Raw genomic sequence first — 16,307 nt, 5'->3', positions numbered from 1 at the left:
ACAAATATTAAAGGCCCTAATCCTGATCATCATATCATTTTCATTGAAAGCAGCCCAACACATGAAAAACAAAAGACTGGTTGTGATCATCACCAACCTCATCATAGCTGGTCATTTTATTGTCGGCGCCGATGGGGCTAGTGACAACATCCATCGCTTCTTTAAGAGTTACTTTGCCGACATTGTTATCCCATTTAGCTTTTATTTCCTCCTGGTGCTAGTAGAGGACAAATATGAGCCTTTCCGCAAATGGTATATAAAAGCGATGGCCATCTTTGCACTATGCTCCCTAGCTGAGACTTTGCAGTATGTCGGCATTTACGCCCTGGCAACTGTATTTGACCCGGTGGATTATATGATGTATGCATTGGGGGGTGCTTCTGGCATCAATTGCTGATAGGATGATTTTTAAAAGATAATTCGCCTTCTGGGAATAAAAAGACTGAAAGTTACTTCTGCTCGCAGACTATCCTTAACAACCTCCATAATACAGCCTCCAGGCCTAAAAACTACCCAAATAAATAAAATTATAACCGCCAAAATTCAATGATAAACGCTCAAGTCTACTAGGAGTTTTGTACAAAATTTTCCATTTTTGTTCATCTATGAAGCACCCTTTTATCCTATTAATGACAATACTTACCCTATTTGGTTGCAAAAAGTCAACACCCGAACCAGAGGAGATCAAGCCAACCCTATAAGCACCAATAAACTTCTCCGCTAGTGATGGTGAATTTGTAGACCGGATTGCTTTATCCTGGAGCCCTGCACCTAATGCAAGAAATTATCTGATCTACAGGTATGATAGCGCTTCTTCGTCATATAAGCTTCTGGCAACAACAGAAAAAACCCTGTTTGAGGACACCTTGAACATATCACCAGGTAAAATCCAATATTACAAGGTGAGGGTTGAGAATACGGCTGAGGAGTTTAGCGATTTTACGCCCTACAATGACGGATATGCCGATTTCTTCAGAGCCCCCACCAACTTACATGCTACTGATGGAACAGAGGATAACCAGGTTGTTGTTAATTGGAAGGGTACAAAAGGGGCATTAGAGTATGTAGTATACAGGGGAACAACTGAATCAGGAAGCTTTAATGAAGTACACAGAACTACTGATAGTATATATAGAGACACATCAGTGACTAATGAACTGCGCTACTATTACAAGGTCAAAGCTTTCAACAACCGACTGGGACTAAGCGCATATTCAAATATTGACAGCGGATACAAACAAGGCTCTTATAAACTTGTGAAAATAATTGGAAGTCCCGGTAGTTTACCCGGACAATTCAATCGGCCATATGGATTAGCATTCAATAATAATAATGGATTATTGTATGTGTCTGATTATGGCAACAATAGAATCCAGGTACTTAGCCCAGAAGGGGTATTTCAACGTCAATTTGGCAATGAATTATATTACCCTAGGGGTATTGCATTTGACAATAATGGCAATCTATTTATTGCCAATTCGGCAGTAAACAATATTCAGAAGTACTCACCAAATGAAATACTTATATCAAGTTGGGGAACGACGGGAACCGGACCTGGGCAATTCAATTACATGAGGGCAATAGCATGTGATCGCAACGGCAATGTATATGTAGTAGACCATAATAACCATCGCGTTCAGAAGTTCACCAATGATGGCAATTTCCTTTTGACATGGGGAGGCGGACCCAGTACAAATCCCGGCAGTTTTGAATACCCTTTCGGTCTTGTGATCAACAATAGTGGAAATGTTCTTGTAACTGATGCTACTGAAAGCGTTAACAGGAGAATTCAAACCTTCTCGCCTTCAGGAAACCTCCTGAGTTCTTATCCCTTAAGCCTTTTCCAGGGATCATTTGTTGGTCTTGGCATTGCAAAAGACGCCGAAGACAATCTCTATGTTTCAATACAAACAGAGGTAGTCAAGTTAGGGCCCGATGGAAGCGTAAAAGCCAGATTTGGCAAAGGCATGTTATCTCTTGCCACCGGAATAACCGTAGATGGACAAGGAAACGTTTATGTAGCTGACGACAACGATGAGCGCATCCTAAAGTTTTCAAAAGGCAAATAATTTTCCTAAACAGAAAAATACAAAGACCCCATAAAATTCTACTAACGAAGCAATAAACAGCATACCCAGGAAGAATAATCTACTAATGATCCCATAAAAGAAAAGGGTAAGGGCAAGTCAAATTTATCTAACTAGTGTAAAATTATGAATCCCCCTTCCCTTCCTCTCCCTTCAATCCATGCACAATAACCTCTTGCTGGGGAAAGGGAATCACAATTCCCGCATTGGCAAAGGCCTTATCGATCCCACTGATCACCTGGCTCCTCGCCTGGGCCGCATCCTTCAGGTGCCGTACCCAGAAATGCAGTTCCAGGTCAATGGAACTGCTGGCGAAATCCTTGACCACTACCTGCGGTGGCGGGTGATGGATCACCAGTTCTTCTTCCGCTAACACCTGCTCCACCAATTGCCTGGCTTGTGCAAGGTCGGTGCCATAAGCAAGCCCCACCAAAAGGGTCTGCCTTTTCATGTTCTTGCCCAGGGTCCAGTTGGTCAGGTGGTTGTTCAGGAGGTCGCCATTCGGCATCACCACATGAGCGCCATCTGCCATGGCAATGACACTGCTCCTGAAGCCGATGGATTTCATCACGCCGGTCTTGCCATTCAACTCAATGATATCCCCCACATTTACCGGCTTCTCAAAGGCAATGATCAGGCCGCTCACGAGGTTGCTCACCAGGCCCTGCAAGCCCAGGCCAATACCCACACTCAGCGCCCCCAATACTATCGTTACCTTATCAAGCGGGAAGCCCGAAGCGGCAAAGGCCAGGAAGAGTCCCAGGCTGATGATCATGATCCTCACCAGCAATATCCAGCTGCCCAATCCCACCTTATGCCTGTTCGTTGTACCATGAGCGTTATCATTGGCATCTGAGGCAAAGAAGGAAACGATCCTAGAGGTCAGCAAGGCGCCGGCGAATACGAGCAGGAATAGGAGCACCTTATTTATGCTGAAGGAATAATCGCCGATGGACCATTCTTCATTCAGGAAAGCATTGAACGGCGCGGCCATCTGGCGGAAGCTGTAAAAATTCCGGCCTACCAGTATACACCAGCCGATCACCAGCAATACATAAAAGATAGATGGGACCTTTTCCCCGATCCGGGCAAAATCAATATATAAGAGCTTCTTGTCGGGTTGCCGGTAGATCATGGAAATCAGCCGCAGGGTCTCATTGATCAAGCGCACTGTCCAAAGGAAAAGGATGGCGATGATCAACCCGCTATACCCTGTCACCATTAAGATCTTACCCAGGTTATACCGACCCATCACATTCAATAAAACAGATGCCGCCTCCATGATGGTCATGAAAGCAATGAAGTAGAGGATACCCCTCTCCTTTAATTCATGCTTGTGCTTTCCCCACAACAGGGAAGCCCCATAAACAAGTCCAATGATGGCAAGGAACAACATGAACCATCGCTCCGTACGAGAAGCCTGGAGTACCATATTATCGAGGCCGGCCAATACAAATAAGCCAATGAACACCCACCAGAATCTTTTCCAATAGGGCGTGATGAAGTTCCTGAAAAGCAAACCAAGGCTAACGGCAGCCACCAGCCAACCCAGCCAGGCAAAGACAAAGGGTGGTTCCCAAAAGATGAACTGCAGCAAACTGGGCACGATCACTAAGGAAGTCAGCAAAGGAGCATGCAAGACCAGTTGACTTCGGCTATTGGTCTCCAGCCTTCCTTCCCCTTCCATTCTTTCCCTGATGGTCCGGTAGAGATAGTAACTGGCCAGCATTGCCAGCAAGAGCATCAACAACTTGAACTTATTATCGGCCAGGTAAAAATTCAATGCCATCCTTTCCTTGGCCCTGGAAAAATTGATGATCTCCCCCAGTGGGCGGTCATAGGTAGAAGGCTCCCAGATATTGACAAAATCACGGTCCGCCAGGTGATCCGCCAGTTCATTCTCGTAGAGGTCAATATCCACGAGGGTTGACCGCAACTCATAGACCAAAAGGTCTACCTCGGTCTGCAGGTCACGAACACTATTGAAGGATTTGTCGAGTGCGGTATCTATTGGCGCGATCTCCTTAACCACCACACCCATTCGCTTCACCAGTTTCAGGATCTGCGCAGAATCGGAGGGGAAAGCATATAATGAAGGATCGCTATTGAGCGAATCGATCCTGTCCTTGAAACGGACCAGGTCTTCCACATGCTCATCTACACGTTCTTTGTCCTGGACCGTAAGGGAGATCAGGTCCTTCAGCACACTCGATGATACGGCCAGGTTCCGCTGGGTTTGGGCCGAACCCTTATTGACGAATATGCCATCCCTGACCACTGCCAGTGCATTCCGCACAAAGTCCATTTCCTGCTTCACCCTCGCGGTATCGATACCTTTCTTGAGGTAAGCCTGCACCTGTTGCTCTGTCCGCTTGATCTCATTCATCACTTGCTGCTGGCGGATGGCTACCCTGCCGGCATTGTAACGCTCTACACTCCTGGCCTTTTCCTGCTCGGCAAGTTCCTGGACTTTACCAACGAAATTGGTCTTCACCTTGTCTTTTGGCAATGGGGTAGCAGAACTATCCTGTTGGGACAAAGCTTTATAACTGCCGCAAAGGAGGAGCAAGAGCAGGAATGTCTTGGCGAGGAAATGATGATGCATGCATTAGGGGGTTAGAATGGAGGGCACTTCACCTTCAAAATTTACATAATATATTGCTGATCCCGCGAAAAATCCCAAATAACCTGATGCCATCTGGCGCTTCAATTGATCACCGCTTACCTGCAAAGGGAGAAATTTTACACGGCTTCCATCACCTCCTGTCCTATGGTAGCCCCTGCAGTTTCCGGCTTCGGGGAAGTTCCCGGTGGACTGAATAGATAGCTCAGTTTGTCCCTCCATCCCTTTACCTGTTTCAATTCACGGAATAGCGCCTTGTACTCATGTAACAATATCTCGCGTGGGTCATGGGTATGGATATTCTTCGTGATGCCATAGTCCACCTTGCCGGTTTCAGGCACGTAGGTACCGAAGAGATGATCATAAATTATGAGAATACCACCCAGGTTCTTGTCGATGTATTCAGGATTACTGGCATGGTGCACGCGGTGATTGGAGAGCGTGTTGAAGATCCAATCGAGCGGGCCAAGCTTACCCACCCGCTCGGTATGGATAAAGACATTCCACATAGCGGTGGCCGATTCAAAGAAGAGGATCATCCAGGGCGGTATACCCAACCAACAGAGGGGCGACCAAAACAGGAAGCGATAGAAAGAATGGATACAATTGACCCTCAAGCCAACAGAGAGATTGAAATGCAGGGAAGAATGGTGCGTGACATGCGCGGCCCAGAACAACCTTGTTTGATGCCCCAACCGATGGTACCAGTACAGGACCAGGTCGCAGGAAAGCAAGCCGGCCACCCAAAGTCCCGCGGAAAGTGCAGGTTGGAAGAGCGCTTTGGAATAGATGGTGGAGTATAACGCAAATGCCACCCCCTTCATCAGCAGGCCGGTCACCAGCACACCCAGACCCAGGGCAAAATTCGCCAGCATATCCTTGGGCAGGTCTTCGTTCATGCCTGACCGTAAGGCAATGACATATTCCACCAGGAAGGCGATGATAATGATCGGGGCCCCTATGCTGTCGATGGAAAACAAGGCGATCTGGTTTGTTAGCCGTGGAATGTGTTAAGGCTACGATAAGTTAGCGATTTTTCGGCAAGAAACGGGGCCTTTATCTCTTGTATTAAGCTGTGGTTGGCATTTGGAGACCCAGAGGGTCTCCTTATTTGTAGCATGATGGCGGATCTGATAAGGCTCCCCGAGCCCCGTAGGGTCTGGGTAGCATCACCAACCCGATGTTTATGCCTCAGCGGGGTCTCCCGAAGGGGACCCCGATGTACAAAAGGCGAAATATTTATGCATCCAACTGATAATCTCATCTTCCAACTACCCGTTGGTCATCAAACACAACGGGGGCGACGGGGGTAATCTTTTCAGGCCATAGTGGTACGCTTCAAGAGGCCCGTTGAATATCTATCCTACTATTCATCAGGGTCCCCTGCGGGAGACCCTGCTGGGGTAGAAATATTTATGCATCCAACTGATAATCTCATCTTCCAACTACCCGTTGGTCATCAAACACAACGGGGGCGTCGGGGGTAATCTTTTCAGGCCATAGTGGTACGCTTCAAGAGGCCCGTTGAATATCTATCCTACTATTCATCAGGGTCCCCTGCGGGAGACCCTGCTGAGGTGAAGATGTGGATACATGGCAGCCCCTTCGGGAGACCCTGATGAGGTGAAGATGTGGGAACACGGCAGCCCCTTCGGGAGCCCCTGATGGGGTAGAGAGAGGCCCTGCTGAATATCTATCCTACTTCACGGTGATGGCAAGGATCCTGCCCGGACCTTCCATGGATACATAGATCGATCCATCGGGTGCCTGCACCACATTGCGGGTCCTGCCTTTGATGCCCGGCATCTCATGAACAGATTCCACCTGGTTGCCCTTCAGCTTTACCCGGTAGAGCTTGCCGCTGGCGAGACCGCTTACCAAGAGGTCGCCTTTCCAATCCTTGAAACTGGCGCTGGTGATGAAGGCCATGCCACAGGTACCTACAGAAGGCGTCCAGGTATGGATGGGCGGGGTAATGCCCGGTGCATCGTGACCGGAAGAAATGGTGGTGCCATCATAATTGACACCTATCGAGTAATTGGGCCAGCCGTAATTGGCAGCCTTGTTGATGATATTGATCTCATCACCGCCCCTGGGGCCATGCTCGGTTTCCCAGAGTTCACCGGTGGTGGGATGGATGGCCAGTCCCTGAGGGTTCCTTACCCCGTAAGCATACAAGGTGGAAGGGGCAGTCGCTCCTGGCATCACCGGGTTATCTGTTGGCACTTTACCATCATCGGTCATCCGGTGGATCTTGCCCCAGGGCGAAGCCAGATCCTGCGCATTGCGGTTGCGAGCCTGCGGACCGGCATAACTGGTGGTGCCGCCTTCGCCCACACTTAGGAAAAGGTGGCCCTTCCCATCGAAAGCGATCCTGCTGCCCCAGTGGTTGGCCCAGGTATTGCCCCCATTGGTAGAGAATAACTGCTGCACCTCCTGGATGGCATTACCATTCAACTTGAAACGGACCAATCGCAGTTCGCCGCTGCCATTGGCGGCATTGGCGGAATAGCTCGCATAGATCCAGCCATTCTGGGCATAGTTGGGATGCACCCTGATATCCAAGAGTCCACCCTGTCCACCTGTACGTACTGCAGGGAAGCCGGTCAGTTCCGTAACCTGGCCATTGCTTCTCCTGTAGAGCTTTCCCCTTTTCTCCGTAAAGAGAAGGTCGCCATTGGGCAGGAAGTCCATTCCCCAGATGACCTCATAGCCGGTTACGACCACATTTGTCTCGGTCTCCGGCTCACCGGCAACCGGAACTTCCGGGGTGGCAGTATCGGAGCTGCCCCCACAGGAAGAAAACAAAAACGCGAATAGCATTAAACGAATCGGTATAAGCATGGAGCAGGCTAACATATTGCAGGATTTCACGACGATGAACAATAAGAAACTACCGGCTTGAACCACCTTCACTTAGGTGAATGGTGGCCTCAACCCCTCATCGTAAAGATACAAATCCCTATGCGGTAAATAGTGTAATGTTCAGGCCGATTCCTTGTTGCCCATTCTACGGAACAATCCATCGCGGTCACTGTCGAAATGATAGAGTTTGGCCACGGTAATTTTCCTGGCAAGAAAACTGGTGAGCAGTGCTGCCAACAATGCACCTATCAGCGGGCCTGCCAGGTAGATCCACCAGCTTTGCCACACCCCTGAGATCACGGCAGGACCTAAGCTGCGTGCAGGATTGGTACTGGTACCGGATATGGCCGCTTCAAGGGGAACCATGATCGAATATAAGACTGGGAAAATAGCAGGGGTATAAGGACGGGTACTCCTGAATCCCAGGAATACGGCAAGCAAAGCGACCATGATGAAGGTGGTCAGGACCTCACCGGCCAGGGCATTCATTTCAGTATAGCCCTCGCCCGGGTAAGTAGCGCCAAATGCAATGCTTCTGCCCATCTTTCCCCAGAGCAACAATAAAGGCAGGCAGCCAACTATTGCGCCTATCAATTGGGCGATCACATAGATGCCGACGGTGCGGTGATCGATCTTCCGGAACAACCAGAAGACCATGGTTACAACTGGATTGATATGTGCACCGCTTTCCTTGCCGATGGCCGATAAGGCGATCAATGCCCCTGTGCCGCCAAACAGGAACCCGGTAATGGTCCTGCGGATCCACACCTCAGGAATAAGCGCAGCCATGGGACTGCCTTCGCCAAACATGAAGATAACCAGCGATAGGCCTATTAATAACAACAGGGCTGTTCCCAACAACTCCGACCAGAATAATCGCCAGGGGAAAATTGACTTCTTCTTCAATGCTGATAATTTATAACAAGGAAATAATCATTCCATCAATAAGACTACACCCTATCAAAGTGCGGAAAATTGAATGACCACCTTGATATCATCCGGCTGCCGTTGCAATGCGCTAAGGAAATCCTGTGGAGCCACTACCCGTGTGATGAGTTTGGATAACCATGACCTGTCCGCACGGGCAAGGTGTTGTCCTGCCTTGAACCAGTGGCGCTTGTTGGCATTGACGCTGCCCACGATAACGTTATTCCTTAAAACCGCGGCGGATGCCAGGTCGGTCATCTCCGCCATCCTGGCGGTACTGCCATGACCAATGCCCGCCAGGCAGAGAATCCCATTGGCGCCGAGCTGATGGATGGAGTCAGCGATCACCTGGCCAACACCGGTACATTCCATGATCAGGTCCGGCTCAAACCCAATATCGGTCACTTTGCCTGAATGATAGGTAGCACCGAGTGCCCGCACCAGGTTCACCTTAGGGCCCGATACCATCCTGTCCAGTACATGCACCTTCAATCCATGCATACTGGCGATCAGCGCCGCCAGCAAGCCAATCGGTCCAGCGCCTGTAATCAGCACATTTTCTGGTTCCCAGTAGGACCTCCGGCCAATATAGGCGATATGCTCCCATGCTTTTGCCACTACAGTAGTCGGCTCGAGCAGCACCCCGAGCAAACCCAATGAAGGATCTACCTTTATGGCGTATTCCGGTTCGATCCGCCAACGCTCCGACATGAACCCATGGATCTCCTTGATGCCCCGTTCTGTATACAATCCGTTGCGGCACATGTCCCATTCCCCCACGGCACAATTCGGACAAGGAACTGGATCCGGCCTTCGCACAATACCCACTACCAGGTCGCCTTTTTTAAAACCGCCGGAAGGACCTGGATCGATCACCCGGCCAAGGGATTCATGGCCCAGAACAAGATGATCATCTCCTTTTGGTGCCCAGCCATACTTGCCTTCCACTATCTCTACATCGGTACCACAGACACCAACAGCAACTGCTTCAACAAGTAATGTGCCCTGGCTGGCATCAGGCTCCGGCACCTCACCCAGCCTGGCCGTTCCGGGCTTTCCTGGTTCTACAATGATGGCTTTCATTGAATCCCTCCTTTTGTTTTAATGCGCTATAGAACTGTTCGTAGGGCCTCATCAACTATCCTGGCAAAACAAGTCAGCTGGTCTTCTCTGCTGTTACGACCGAAACATCAAACAAGTGATAGCCCCAGGCCGGAAGCGACAGGAAGATCCCTTTTGATGCCACTTCATTGCCATCCCAGTCATAAGAGGCCTGTCCCATCTTTTCCGTTAGCCGGACGGTCTGGTTTTCAAAGCCAGCATAAGGTAACTTAACGGTACATTGGCCTTCGTACGGGGCATAGTTAACCGCCACCAGTGCCTTCCTGCCATCATTACCTTCCCAACCAAATGCAATAAAATTATCCCAGCTGTCATTGCCTTCCCATGCCGGTACACATTCCAGCAAGCGCCATTGCCCTTCCCGAAACAGGGCTTGCTTCAGCACCTCCAACAATGAAGCATAAAACTGTTGGACAGCAGTATCCAAAGGCTCCAAAGGCCCCCTCACCAAATGCGGGGAAATCCGCAATCGCTTTCCTTCGAACTGCCCCTGGTGGAAGAACCGTAATCCTGGAGAAAGGAAGGTCAGGACAGCAGCTGCCATATGTTTTTCTGTTGCAAAGGTGGCGGCAGCCCTCGGCTCATCATGATTCTCCAGGAACCTGGCCAGCTTATCCTGGTAACCCGGACTGGCGTAAAAATGCTCCCTTACCGGCCTGACGTGGCCTTCCACCAACCGGTCGTATAAACGCTTATCGTAGGCATAATCGAAACCATTCTGCTGCATCTCCCATTCCATGTCCCAGTACACTTCCGCCATGAATAAAAAGCCGGGGACCTTCTCCCTGACCAGCTTTGTAACAATGGGCCAGAAGGGCTGGGCCTTTTTTCCCCATGTCCGTTCAAAGACATCGGGCAGGACCAGCATGGACATATCGCACCTTACCCCATCACATTGCCCGGCGATCCGCAGCAACTCCTGGGTCATGGCCTCCACTGTTGCAGGATTACTGTAATCCAGCTGCACTGTATCCGGCCAGCCGGTGAAATAGGGATCGCGTCCGAAAGCCATGATCCTTTCCCCACCATTTCGTTTAACGAGGTGATAATTCTGTGGTTGCTGTTCAAGGTCCTGGGCAGTACCCGCGACAAAATACTCCGGATGGTGTTCGACCCATGGATGATCAGGCCCCATATGATTGGGGACAAAATCGAGCATCAGGCGCAGGCCCCGCTGGCGCAGCCTTTCACGAAGCCGCTTCAGGGCTTCATCGCCACCGATCCCGGGACTCACCCGGTAGTCGGCAATGGCGAAACCTGAACCTCCAATGTCCTCCTCTTTCAAATCGGGAAGGGTAGCTTCGAAATCGCGGCGAAAATCAGGATTCTCCCGCGATACTTTTTGTGCACGCTCACCGGTGGTCCAGACACTGAGGAACCAGATCCAGTCAAAGCCGAGCTCCACGAATCGATCCAGTTCGGCATCCGGGATATCATCAAGTGTTGCTTTCCTGCCAAGTTCCACTGACAATTGGGTCAGCCATACCCTGGTATTGACCTGGTATAAGGAGGGATATTTGAGTGGTTGCATATTCTCATCAGCAGGATATACCCGCCATTCGTTATTGATTATTAGGTTAGAAGGCCTACCAGATCAGCGCTTACCGGGGTTTTGCTGAAGATGGCCGGGGTCTTTGGCAAATGCTGCTTCTTTACCCACATTAAGCAATTCTTTCGGATCAAGTATTCCATACAACTGGATCATTTTGGCTACCAGGCCGGTCCATCCTGTCTGGTGACTAGCACCCAGTCCGGCGCCATTATCACCATGGAAATACTCGTAGAAAAGGACATAGTCCTTCCAGTGCGGATCTGTCTGGAATTTCTCTGAACCCCCAAATACCGGACGTCTTCCATGCTCATCCCTGGTAAAGATACTGGTCAGTCGCCTGGCCAGCTCCTGGCTTACTTCAAACAGGTTCATCTTATTCCCTGATCCTGTAGGGCATTCAATGGTAAAACTGTCCCCATAAAACAAAAAGTACTGCTGCAGGGCCCTGATCAGCAAGGCATTCACCGGCATCCATACCGGGCCCCGCCAATTAGAATTTCCCCCAAACATCCCGGAATCCGATTCAGCAGGCAGGTAGTCCACCCTGAATTCCTTTCCATCCACCTGCAGTACATAGGGATGATGCTCGTGGTATTTCGAGATCGAACGGATACCGTGCGGACCCAGGAATTCATTTTCATCCAGCATCCTGGTAAGTATCCTCCTCAGCCTGTCGGGATTAAGCAGCGAAAGAATTCCCCTTTCAGCTACACCGTAATGGCCCGGACCAGCAGGGTGGATAGCTTCCAGTAAATCGGGCATCCTGCGTCGGCGTTCCACCAACTGCGCAAAACCGCGAGGAATTCGGTCACGCTGCTCCTTTTCTACCACCGTTACTGCGCACAAAGGCAGAAGGCCAACCAGTGATCTTACTTTCAATCTTTCGCCACGGCCATCAGGAAGCCTGAGCAGGTCATAATAGAACCCATCTTCTTCATCCCACATTCCATCGGTACCAGGTTTGTTCATGGCAGCAGCAATGAAGTGGAAGTGTTCAATGAACTTAACGACCATATCTTCATAGATCGGGTCCCAGGCGGCCAGTTCGCTGGCTATCTCCACCATATTCTGGCTGAAAAGCGCCATCCATGCGGTTCCGTCGGCCTGCTCCAGGCTACCGCCAGTTGGCAACGGGGCACTTCTGTCGAAGATGCCGATATTATCCAGGCCAAGGAAACCGCCTTCAAAGATGTTCTTGCCAAAACGGTCCTTTCGGTTCACCCACCAGGTGAAGTTCAACAACAACTTATGGAAGGTAGCTTTAAGGAAATTCAGGTCTGCCTTGCCTTTTAAAGCGTGTTCAGTCCTGTACAGGAACAATGTCGCCCATGCGTGGACCGGGGGATTCACATCACTGAAGTTCCATTCATAGGCTGGCAACTGTCCGTTTGGATGGATATAAAGCCCCCTGAGCATCAGCACCATTTGCTCCTTGGCAAAATCAGGATCAACGATGGATAGGGGAAGGGTATGAAAGGCCAGGTCCCAGGCGGCATACCAAGGGTACTCCCATTTATCGGGCATTGAAATGATGTCCTCATTCAGCATATGGTACCAATCGGAATTCCTGGCATTCTTATACCCTCTGTGAAGGGGGTTGGAATTGTGTTCATCCAACCAGTTGTACCCATCAAAGAAAAAGAACTGCTTGCTCCATAACATACCGGCGATGGCCTGGCGCATGACCATGGCCTCGTCCTCACTGATGGATGGAGGCGTTACAGATTGATAAAATTCATCGGCCTCTTTCAGCCGGTCAAGAAATACCTGATCGAACCCCTTGCCAAAAGGTTCCTTGTAGATGTCAAGGTCCTTCCTGGCCAGTCTGAGCCGGATGGTGGAGGACTGGCCCGCACCGATGGTCAGCGTGTAATGGGCCGAAGTCTTGGTTCCCTTTTGTTCCGGGTTCACTTTACCCTGGACGCCATTCACCACGAAATCATTGATCCCATCCTTGACAAAGGGAAATTCATTTGGCGTTCCGGGGAATAATTTTTCATGGTTGGTAACATTCTCGGTGAATAACAAAGGCACTTCCCCTTCACAACATAATACCATTTCACCCAAACGCTCATGATCAGCAAGAACAGCCCTGAAACCCTTACCCGCTTCAAAGCTAGCTATTCCGGGCTTTTTCTTTGCACGGTTCGATGCTGCTATCCACTCTGACCAGTCATTCCGGAACCATAAGGTCGGCAACAAATGCAGGTCGGCTGCCTCAGGTCCCCGGTTAAAGGCGGTGACCTTGATCAGAATATCTTCAGGACCGGCTTTGGCATATTCAATAAAGACATCGAAATAGCGGTCCTCCTGAAATACACCGGTATCCAGTAATTCATACTCCATATCCTTGCGGGTACGTTGCTTGTTTTGTTGGATAAGGTCCCCATAGGGGAAAGCAGCCTGTGGATACTTATACAGATACTTCATATAGGAATGGGTAGGCGTATTATCCAGGTAGAAGTAATACTCCTTCACATCCTCGCCATGGTTGCCTTCGGTATTGGTAAGTCCAAAAAGCCTTTCCTTCAGGATAGCATCCTTGCCATTCCATAAAGCCAGGGCAAAGCATAGATGCTGCTTATTATCCGAAATGCCCGCAATGCCATCTTCCCCCCAGCGGTAAGCGCGCGAACGGGCGTGGTCATGGGTAAAAAAATTCCAGGCATCGCCGTTTTCGCTGTAATCCTCCCGAACGGTTCCCCACTGCCGTTCACTCAGGTAAGGCCCCCATTTTTTCCAGGGTATTTGCTGTTCCCTGGCTTCGCTAAGTCTTTTTGTCTCCATTGAAAAGGCTATTATGTAAGTTGTATTGAAATGGAAAGATCCAGGATGACCTTTCTGTAATGGATGGTTAGAATAGATAATGGAGCTGTAAACCTTCAAAGGGTAAATGGCACCCGGATCAATGAATACCTAACGGGACTAACAAGGCAATAAAAATAATCCATCACCAACAGCGCTTCATTGACAGTCCTCAAGGGATGAAATGACATATGTCATCCGGAAGGCTTCGATGGACAGTGTCACCGACTGGCTTTACCCATTACAAATCGATACCAGGGTGGGCATCTTACTAAAGGATACGTCTAAAAAACAGCTGGATGGGCCTTGTGTATTGCAGCCTTAGTTGCAGGTATTTACTGCCGTTCAACCGACAATCCTTTACAAGCCCTGTTGGTTCCACAACCGGAAGCCTCCTTCAAAAGCAAATTTGTTACTGCCCAGGCGGCAACCCTCAGGCAGGCTGGAAACTATCTTTGAGTTACCACCTCCCAGGACAATGTCATCAGGATGGAAGCCATGACGTAATATTTCCACACAGGCATGCAGGTGCTTTTCCCACTTCTTCTGCCCCAGTTTTTTTAATCCCCGCTCACCCAGGTAATCTTCGAATGTGCCTTTCCGGTAGGGCATATGGGCTATCTCGGTAGGCAGCACCACCCCATCGATCACCATTGCTGCTCCCAGTCCGGTGCCCAGTCCCAGGAACAACATCACCCCTGCCTTATAGCTTCCCAGGGCCTGCATGGCTGCATCATTGATCAGTTTTACGGGACAACCAAATGCCTCCTCGAAATCGAAATCTGTCCAGCCTGGCCCAAGGTTATGCGGCTCCACCACCACCCTGTTATGCTTTACCACACCAGGGTAACCGATCGATACTGCATCGTATTCCCAATCCTTTGTCAGTTGCTTCACTTCTTCTACCATATCCTCCGGTATCAGTTCACTGCCCGAAGGGAACTTCCTGACTTTTTCTGCGCCGGTAACCAGCATCTTCACATTATTACCTCCAATATCCAGTACAAGGACCTTCATAATATTGTTTTTGACTTTGATGCAATAAGCGCCTTGAAAGCACCTGGCAACAGCAGGGGTTGGATCAATGCCATCCGGCCAGCCAATTCCTGGTAACAAACTAAGTTATTTTGATGAATACTCCTGCAGCAAATTCATCCTATACCCTGTTTAGCGGTTAATCGGAGAAGCCCCGGTTTTACGGCAACCACTATTTACAGCAAGAGTGTTCGCCTTTTAACCTGATAGCTGACCATCCTATATCCCCTTTACTGTTATTCTTAGCGGCCTATATAATTCTCCAGAAGAGGTAAAGAATGGCAATGGCTGGCCGATCAAATGCCTGAAATTTAATTTCCATTTTTACCAAATCAAATTTAGCTTGCTGATTATGCATTCCTATTCCCGCAAAGAGTTCCTGTTCACCACAGCCTTGTTGCTCGGGGGAGCAGCAAGCTTCGGCAAATTGCCCTTTGGGAAGAAGCCACCCAAACTGGCTTTCTCCACGCTGGGCTGCCCCGACTGGCCACTGGAAAAGATCACCGGCTTTGCCAGGGAACATGGCTATACCGGCATTGAGGTCAGGGGTATCCAAAGGGAACTTGACCTGACCAAGAGTCCCTATTTTAATTCCCCTGCAGCCATTTCGGCTACCCTTGACCGCATGAAAGCCAATGGCCTGCAATTCGTTGGGCTGGGCTCTTCTTCCACCCTGCATTTTGCAGACCCGTTAAAAAGGCAGCAGCAACTGGATGACGGGCGTCGCTTCATTGACCTCGCTGCCAAACTCAATTGTCCCTATGTGAGGGTCTTCCCCAACAATTTCCCGAAGGACCAGGAGAAGGAACAGACCATGGACCTGATCACCAGGGGCTTGCTGGAACTGGCCGATCACGCCAAGGGATCGAAGGTTACGGTATTGATGGAAACCCATGGCGACCTGGTGTACAAAGCCGACCTGCTGCGCATCATGAAGGCAGCGGAACACCGGCATACCGGACTGGTTTGGGACCTTACCAATATGTGGTCCATCACCAGGGAAGCGCCTGCGGAAGTGTACAAGGACCTCAAGCCTTATATCCGCCATACCCATATCAAGGATGCCAAACTCAAAGATGGCAAGCTGGAATATTGCCTGCTCGGAAAAGGGGATATCCCCATCATGGAAGCCATCAGCCTGTTGGCAAAGGACAACTACAAAGGCTTCTACAGTTTCGAATGGGAAAAACTCTGGCATCCCGAGATCGCTGAACCCGAGATCGCTTTTGCCGATTTCCCGAAGGTCATGAAAGCTCACCTTGATCAATAACCGAAAAACTGCCCTATATCC

At 49.8% G+C, this 16,307-nt stretch carries 11 protein-coding genes; 3 read left to right on the top strand and 8 right to left on the bottom strand.

All coding sequences use genetic code 11. The annotated features are described in order from the left end of the window. Positions 1–61: 61 nt before the first annotated feature. On the top strand, positions 62–397 hold the full coding sequence (locus tag KJS94_RS15025; protein ID WP_214449538.1) for a hypothetical protein: 336 nt from the start codon (positions 62–64) through the stop codon (positions 395–397). Positions 398–866: 469 nt separating this feature from the next. After that, positions 867–2,069: an NHL repeat-containing protein gene (locus KJS94_RS15020; protein ID WP_214449537.1), complete on the top strand. Its 1,203-nt coding sequence runs from the start codon at positions 867–869 to the stop codon at positions 2,067–2,069. Between the two features lie 142 nt (positions 2,070–2,211). Here the strand turns inward: KJS94_RS15020 and KJS94_RS15015 are convergent, their stop codons facing one another. The 8 genes from KJS94_RS15015 to KJS94_RS14980 form a co-directional block, all read right to left on the bottom strand. Continuing rightward, positions 2,212–4,692, bottom strand: a complete 2,481-nt coding sequence (locus tag KJS94_RS15015; RefSeq protein ID WP_214449536.1) for a mechanosensitive ion channel family protein — start codon at positions 4,690–4,692, stop codon at positions 2,212–2,214. A 137-nt stretch (positions 4,693–4,829) separates the two neighbouring features. Further along, a complete protein-coding gene (locus KJS94_RS15010) occupies positions 4,830–5,690 on the bottom strand; it encodes a sterol desaturase family protein (RefSeq protein WP_214449535.1) in 861 nt (286 codons plus the stop codon). A gap of 718 nt (positions 5,691–6,408) precedes the next feature. Then, positions 6,409–7,554 (bottom strand): PQQ-dependent sugar dehydrogenase, encoded by a 1,146-nt coding sequence (locus KJS94_RS15005; protein ID WP_239804181.1) that lies wholly within the window; start codon positions 7,552–7,554, stop codon positions 6,409–6,411. A 141-nt stretch (positions 7,555–7,695) separates the two neighbouring features. After that, positions 7,696–8,481: an MIP/aquaporin family protein gene (locus KJS94_RS15000; RefSeq protein WP_214449533.1), complete on the bottom strand. Its 786-nt coding sequence runs from the start codon at positions 8,479–8,481 to the stop codon at positions 7,696–7,698. A 54-nt stretch (positions 8,482–8,535) separates the two neighbouring features. Beyond that, positions 8,536–9,585 carry a glucose 1-dehydrogenase gene (locus KJS94_RS14995; RefSeq protein ID WP_214449532.1) on the bottom strand — a complete coding sequence of 350 codons (1,050 nt, stop codon included), beginning with the start codon at positions 9,583–9,585 and terminating at the stop codon, positions 8,536–8,538. 73 nt (positions 9,586–9,658) lie between these two features. Next, positions 9,659–11,155: an alpha-amylase family glycosyl hydrolase gene (locus KJS94_RS14990; protein ID WP_214449531.1), complete on the bottom strand. Its 1,497-nt coding sequence runs from the start codon at positions 11,153–11,155 to the stop codon at positions 9,659–9,661. 63 nt (positions 11,156–11,218) lie between these two features. Then, positions 11,219–13,963 (bottom strand): MGH1-like glycoside hydrolase domain-containing protein, encoded by a 2,745-nt coding sequence (locus tag KJS94_RS14985; protein WP_214449530.1) that lies wholly within the window; start codon positions 13,961–13,963, stop codon positions 11,219–11,221. Between the two features lie 378 nt (positions 13,964–14,341). Beyond that, positions 14,342–14,998 carry an ROK family protein gene (locus KJS94_RS14980; protein WP_214449529.1) on the bottom strand — a complete coding sequence of 219 codons (657 nt, stop codon included), beginning with the start codon at positions 14,996–14,998 and terminating at the stop codon, positions 14,342–14,344. A gap of 370 nt (positions 14,999–15,368) precedes the next feature. Here KJS94_RS14980 and KJS94_RS14975 point away from each other — a divergent pair, with 370 nt between their 5' ends. Continuing rightward, positions 15,369–16,286 carry a sugar phosphate isomerase/epimerase family protein gene (locus tag KJS94_RS14975; RefSeq protein WP_214449528.1) on the top strand — a complete coding sequence of 306 codons (918 nt, stop codon included), beginning with the start codon at positions 15,369–15,371 and terminating at the stop codon, positions 16,284–16,286. The last annotated feature ends 21 nt before the right edge of the window (positions 16,287–16,307 follow it).

Source organism: Flavihumibacter rivuli, assembly GCF_018595685.2.
GTDB lineage: Bacteria > Bacteroidota > Bacteroidia > Chitinophagales > Chitinophagaceae > Flavihumibacter > Flavihumibacter rivuli.
This window is presented reverse-complemented; position numbering and strand designations above follow the sequence as displayed.

Coding starts and splice junctions, on each gene's coding strand:
- KJS94_RS15025 (WP_214449538.1), top strand. CDS start 62: ATGAAAAACAAAAGACTGGTTGTGATCATCACCAACCTCATCATAGCT.
- KJS94_RS15015 (WP_214449536.1), bottom strand. CDS start 4,692: ATGCATCATCATTTCCTCGCCAAGACATTCCTGCTCTTGCTCCTCCTT.
- KJS94_RS15005 (WP_239804181.1), bottom strand. CDS start 7,554: ATGCTTATACCGATTCGTTTAATGCTATTCGCGTTTTTGTTTTCTTCC.
- KJS94_RS14995 (WP_214449532.1), bottom strand. CDS start 9,585: ATGAAAGCCATCATTGTAGAACCAGGAAAGCCCGGAACGGCCAGGCTG.
- KJS94_RS14990 (WP_214449531.1), bottom strand. CDS start 11,155: ATGCAACCACTCAAATATCCCTCCTTATACCAGGTCAATACCAGGGTA.
- KJS94_RS14985 (WP_214449530.1), bottom strand. CDS start 13,963: ATGGAGACAAAAAGACTTAGCGAAGCCAGGGAACAGCAAATACCCTGG.
- KJS94_RS14980 (WP_214449529.1), bottom strand. CDS start 14,998: ATGAAGGTCCTTGTACTGGATATTGGAGGTAATAATGTGAAGATGCTG.
- KJS94_RS14975 (WP_214449528.1), top strand. CDS start 15,369: ATGCATTCCTATTCCCGCAAAGAGTTCCTGTTCACCACAGCCTTGTTG.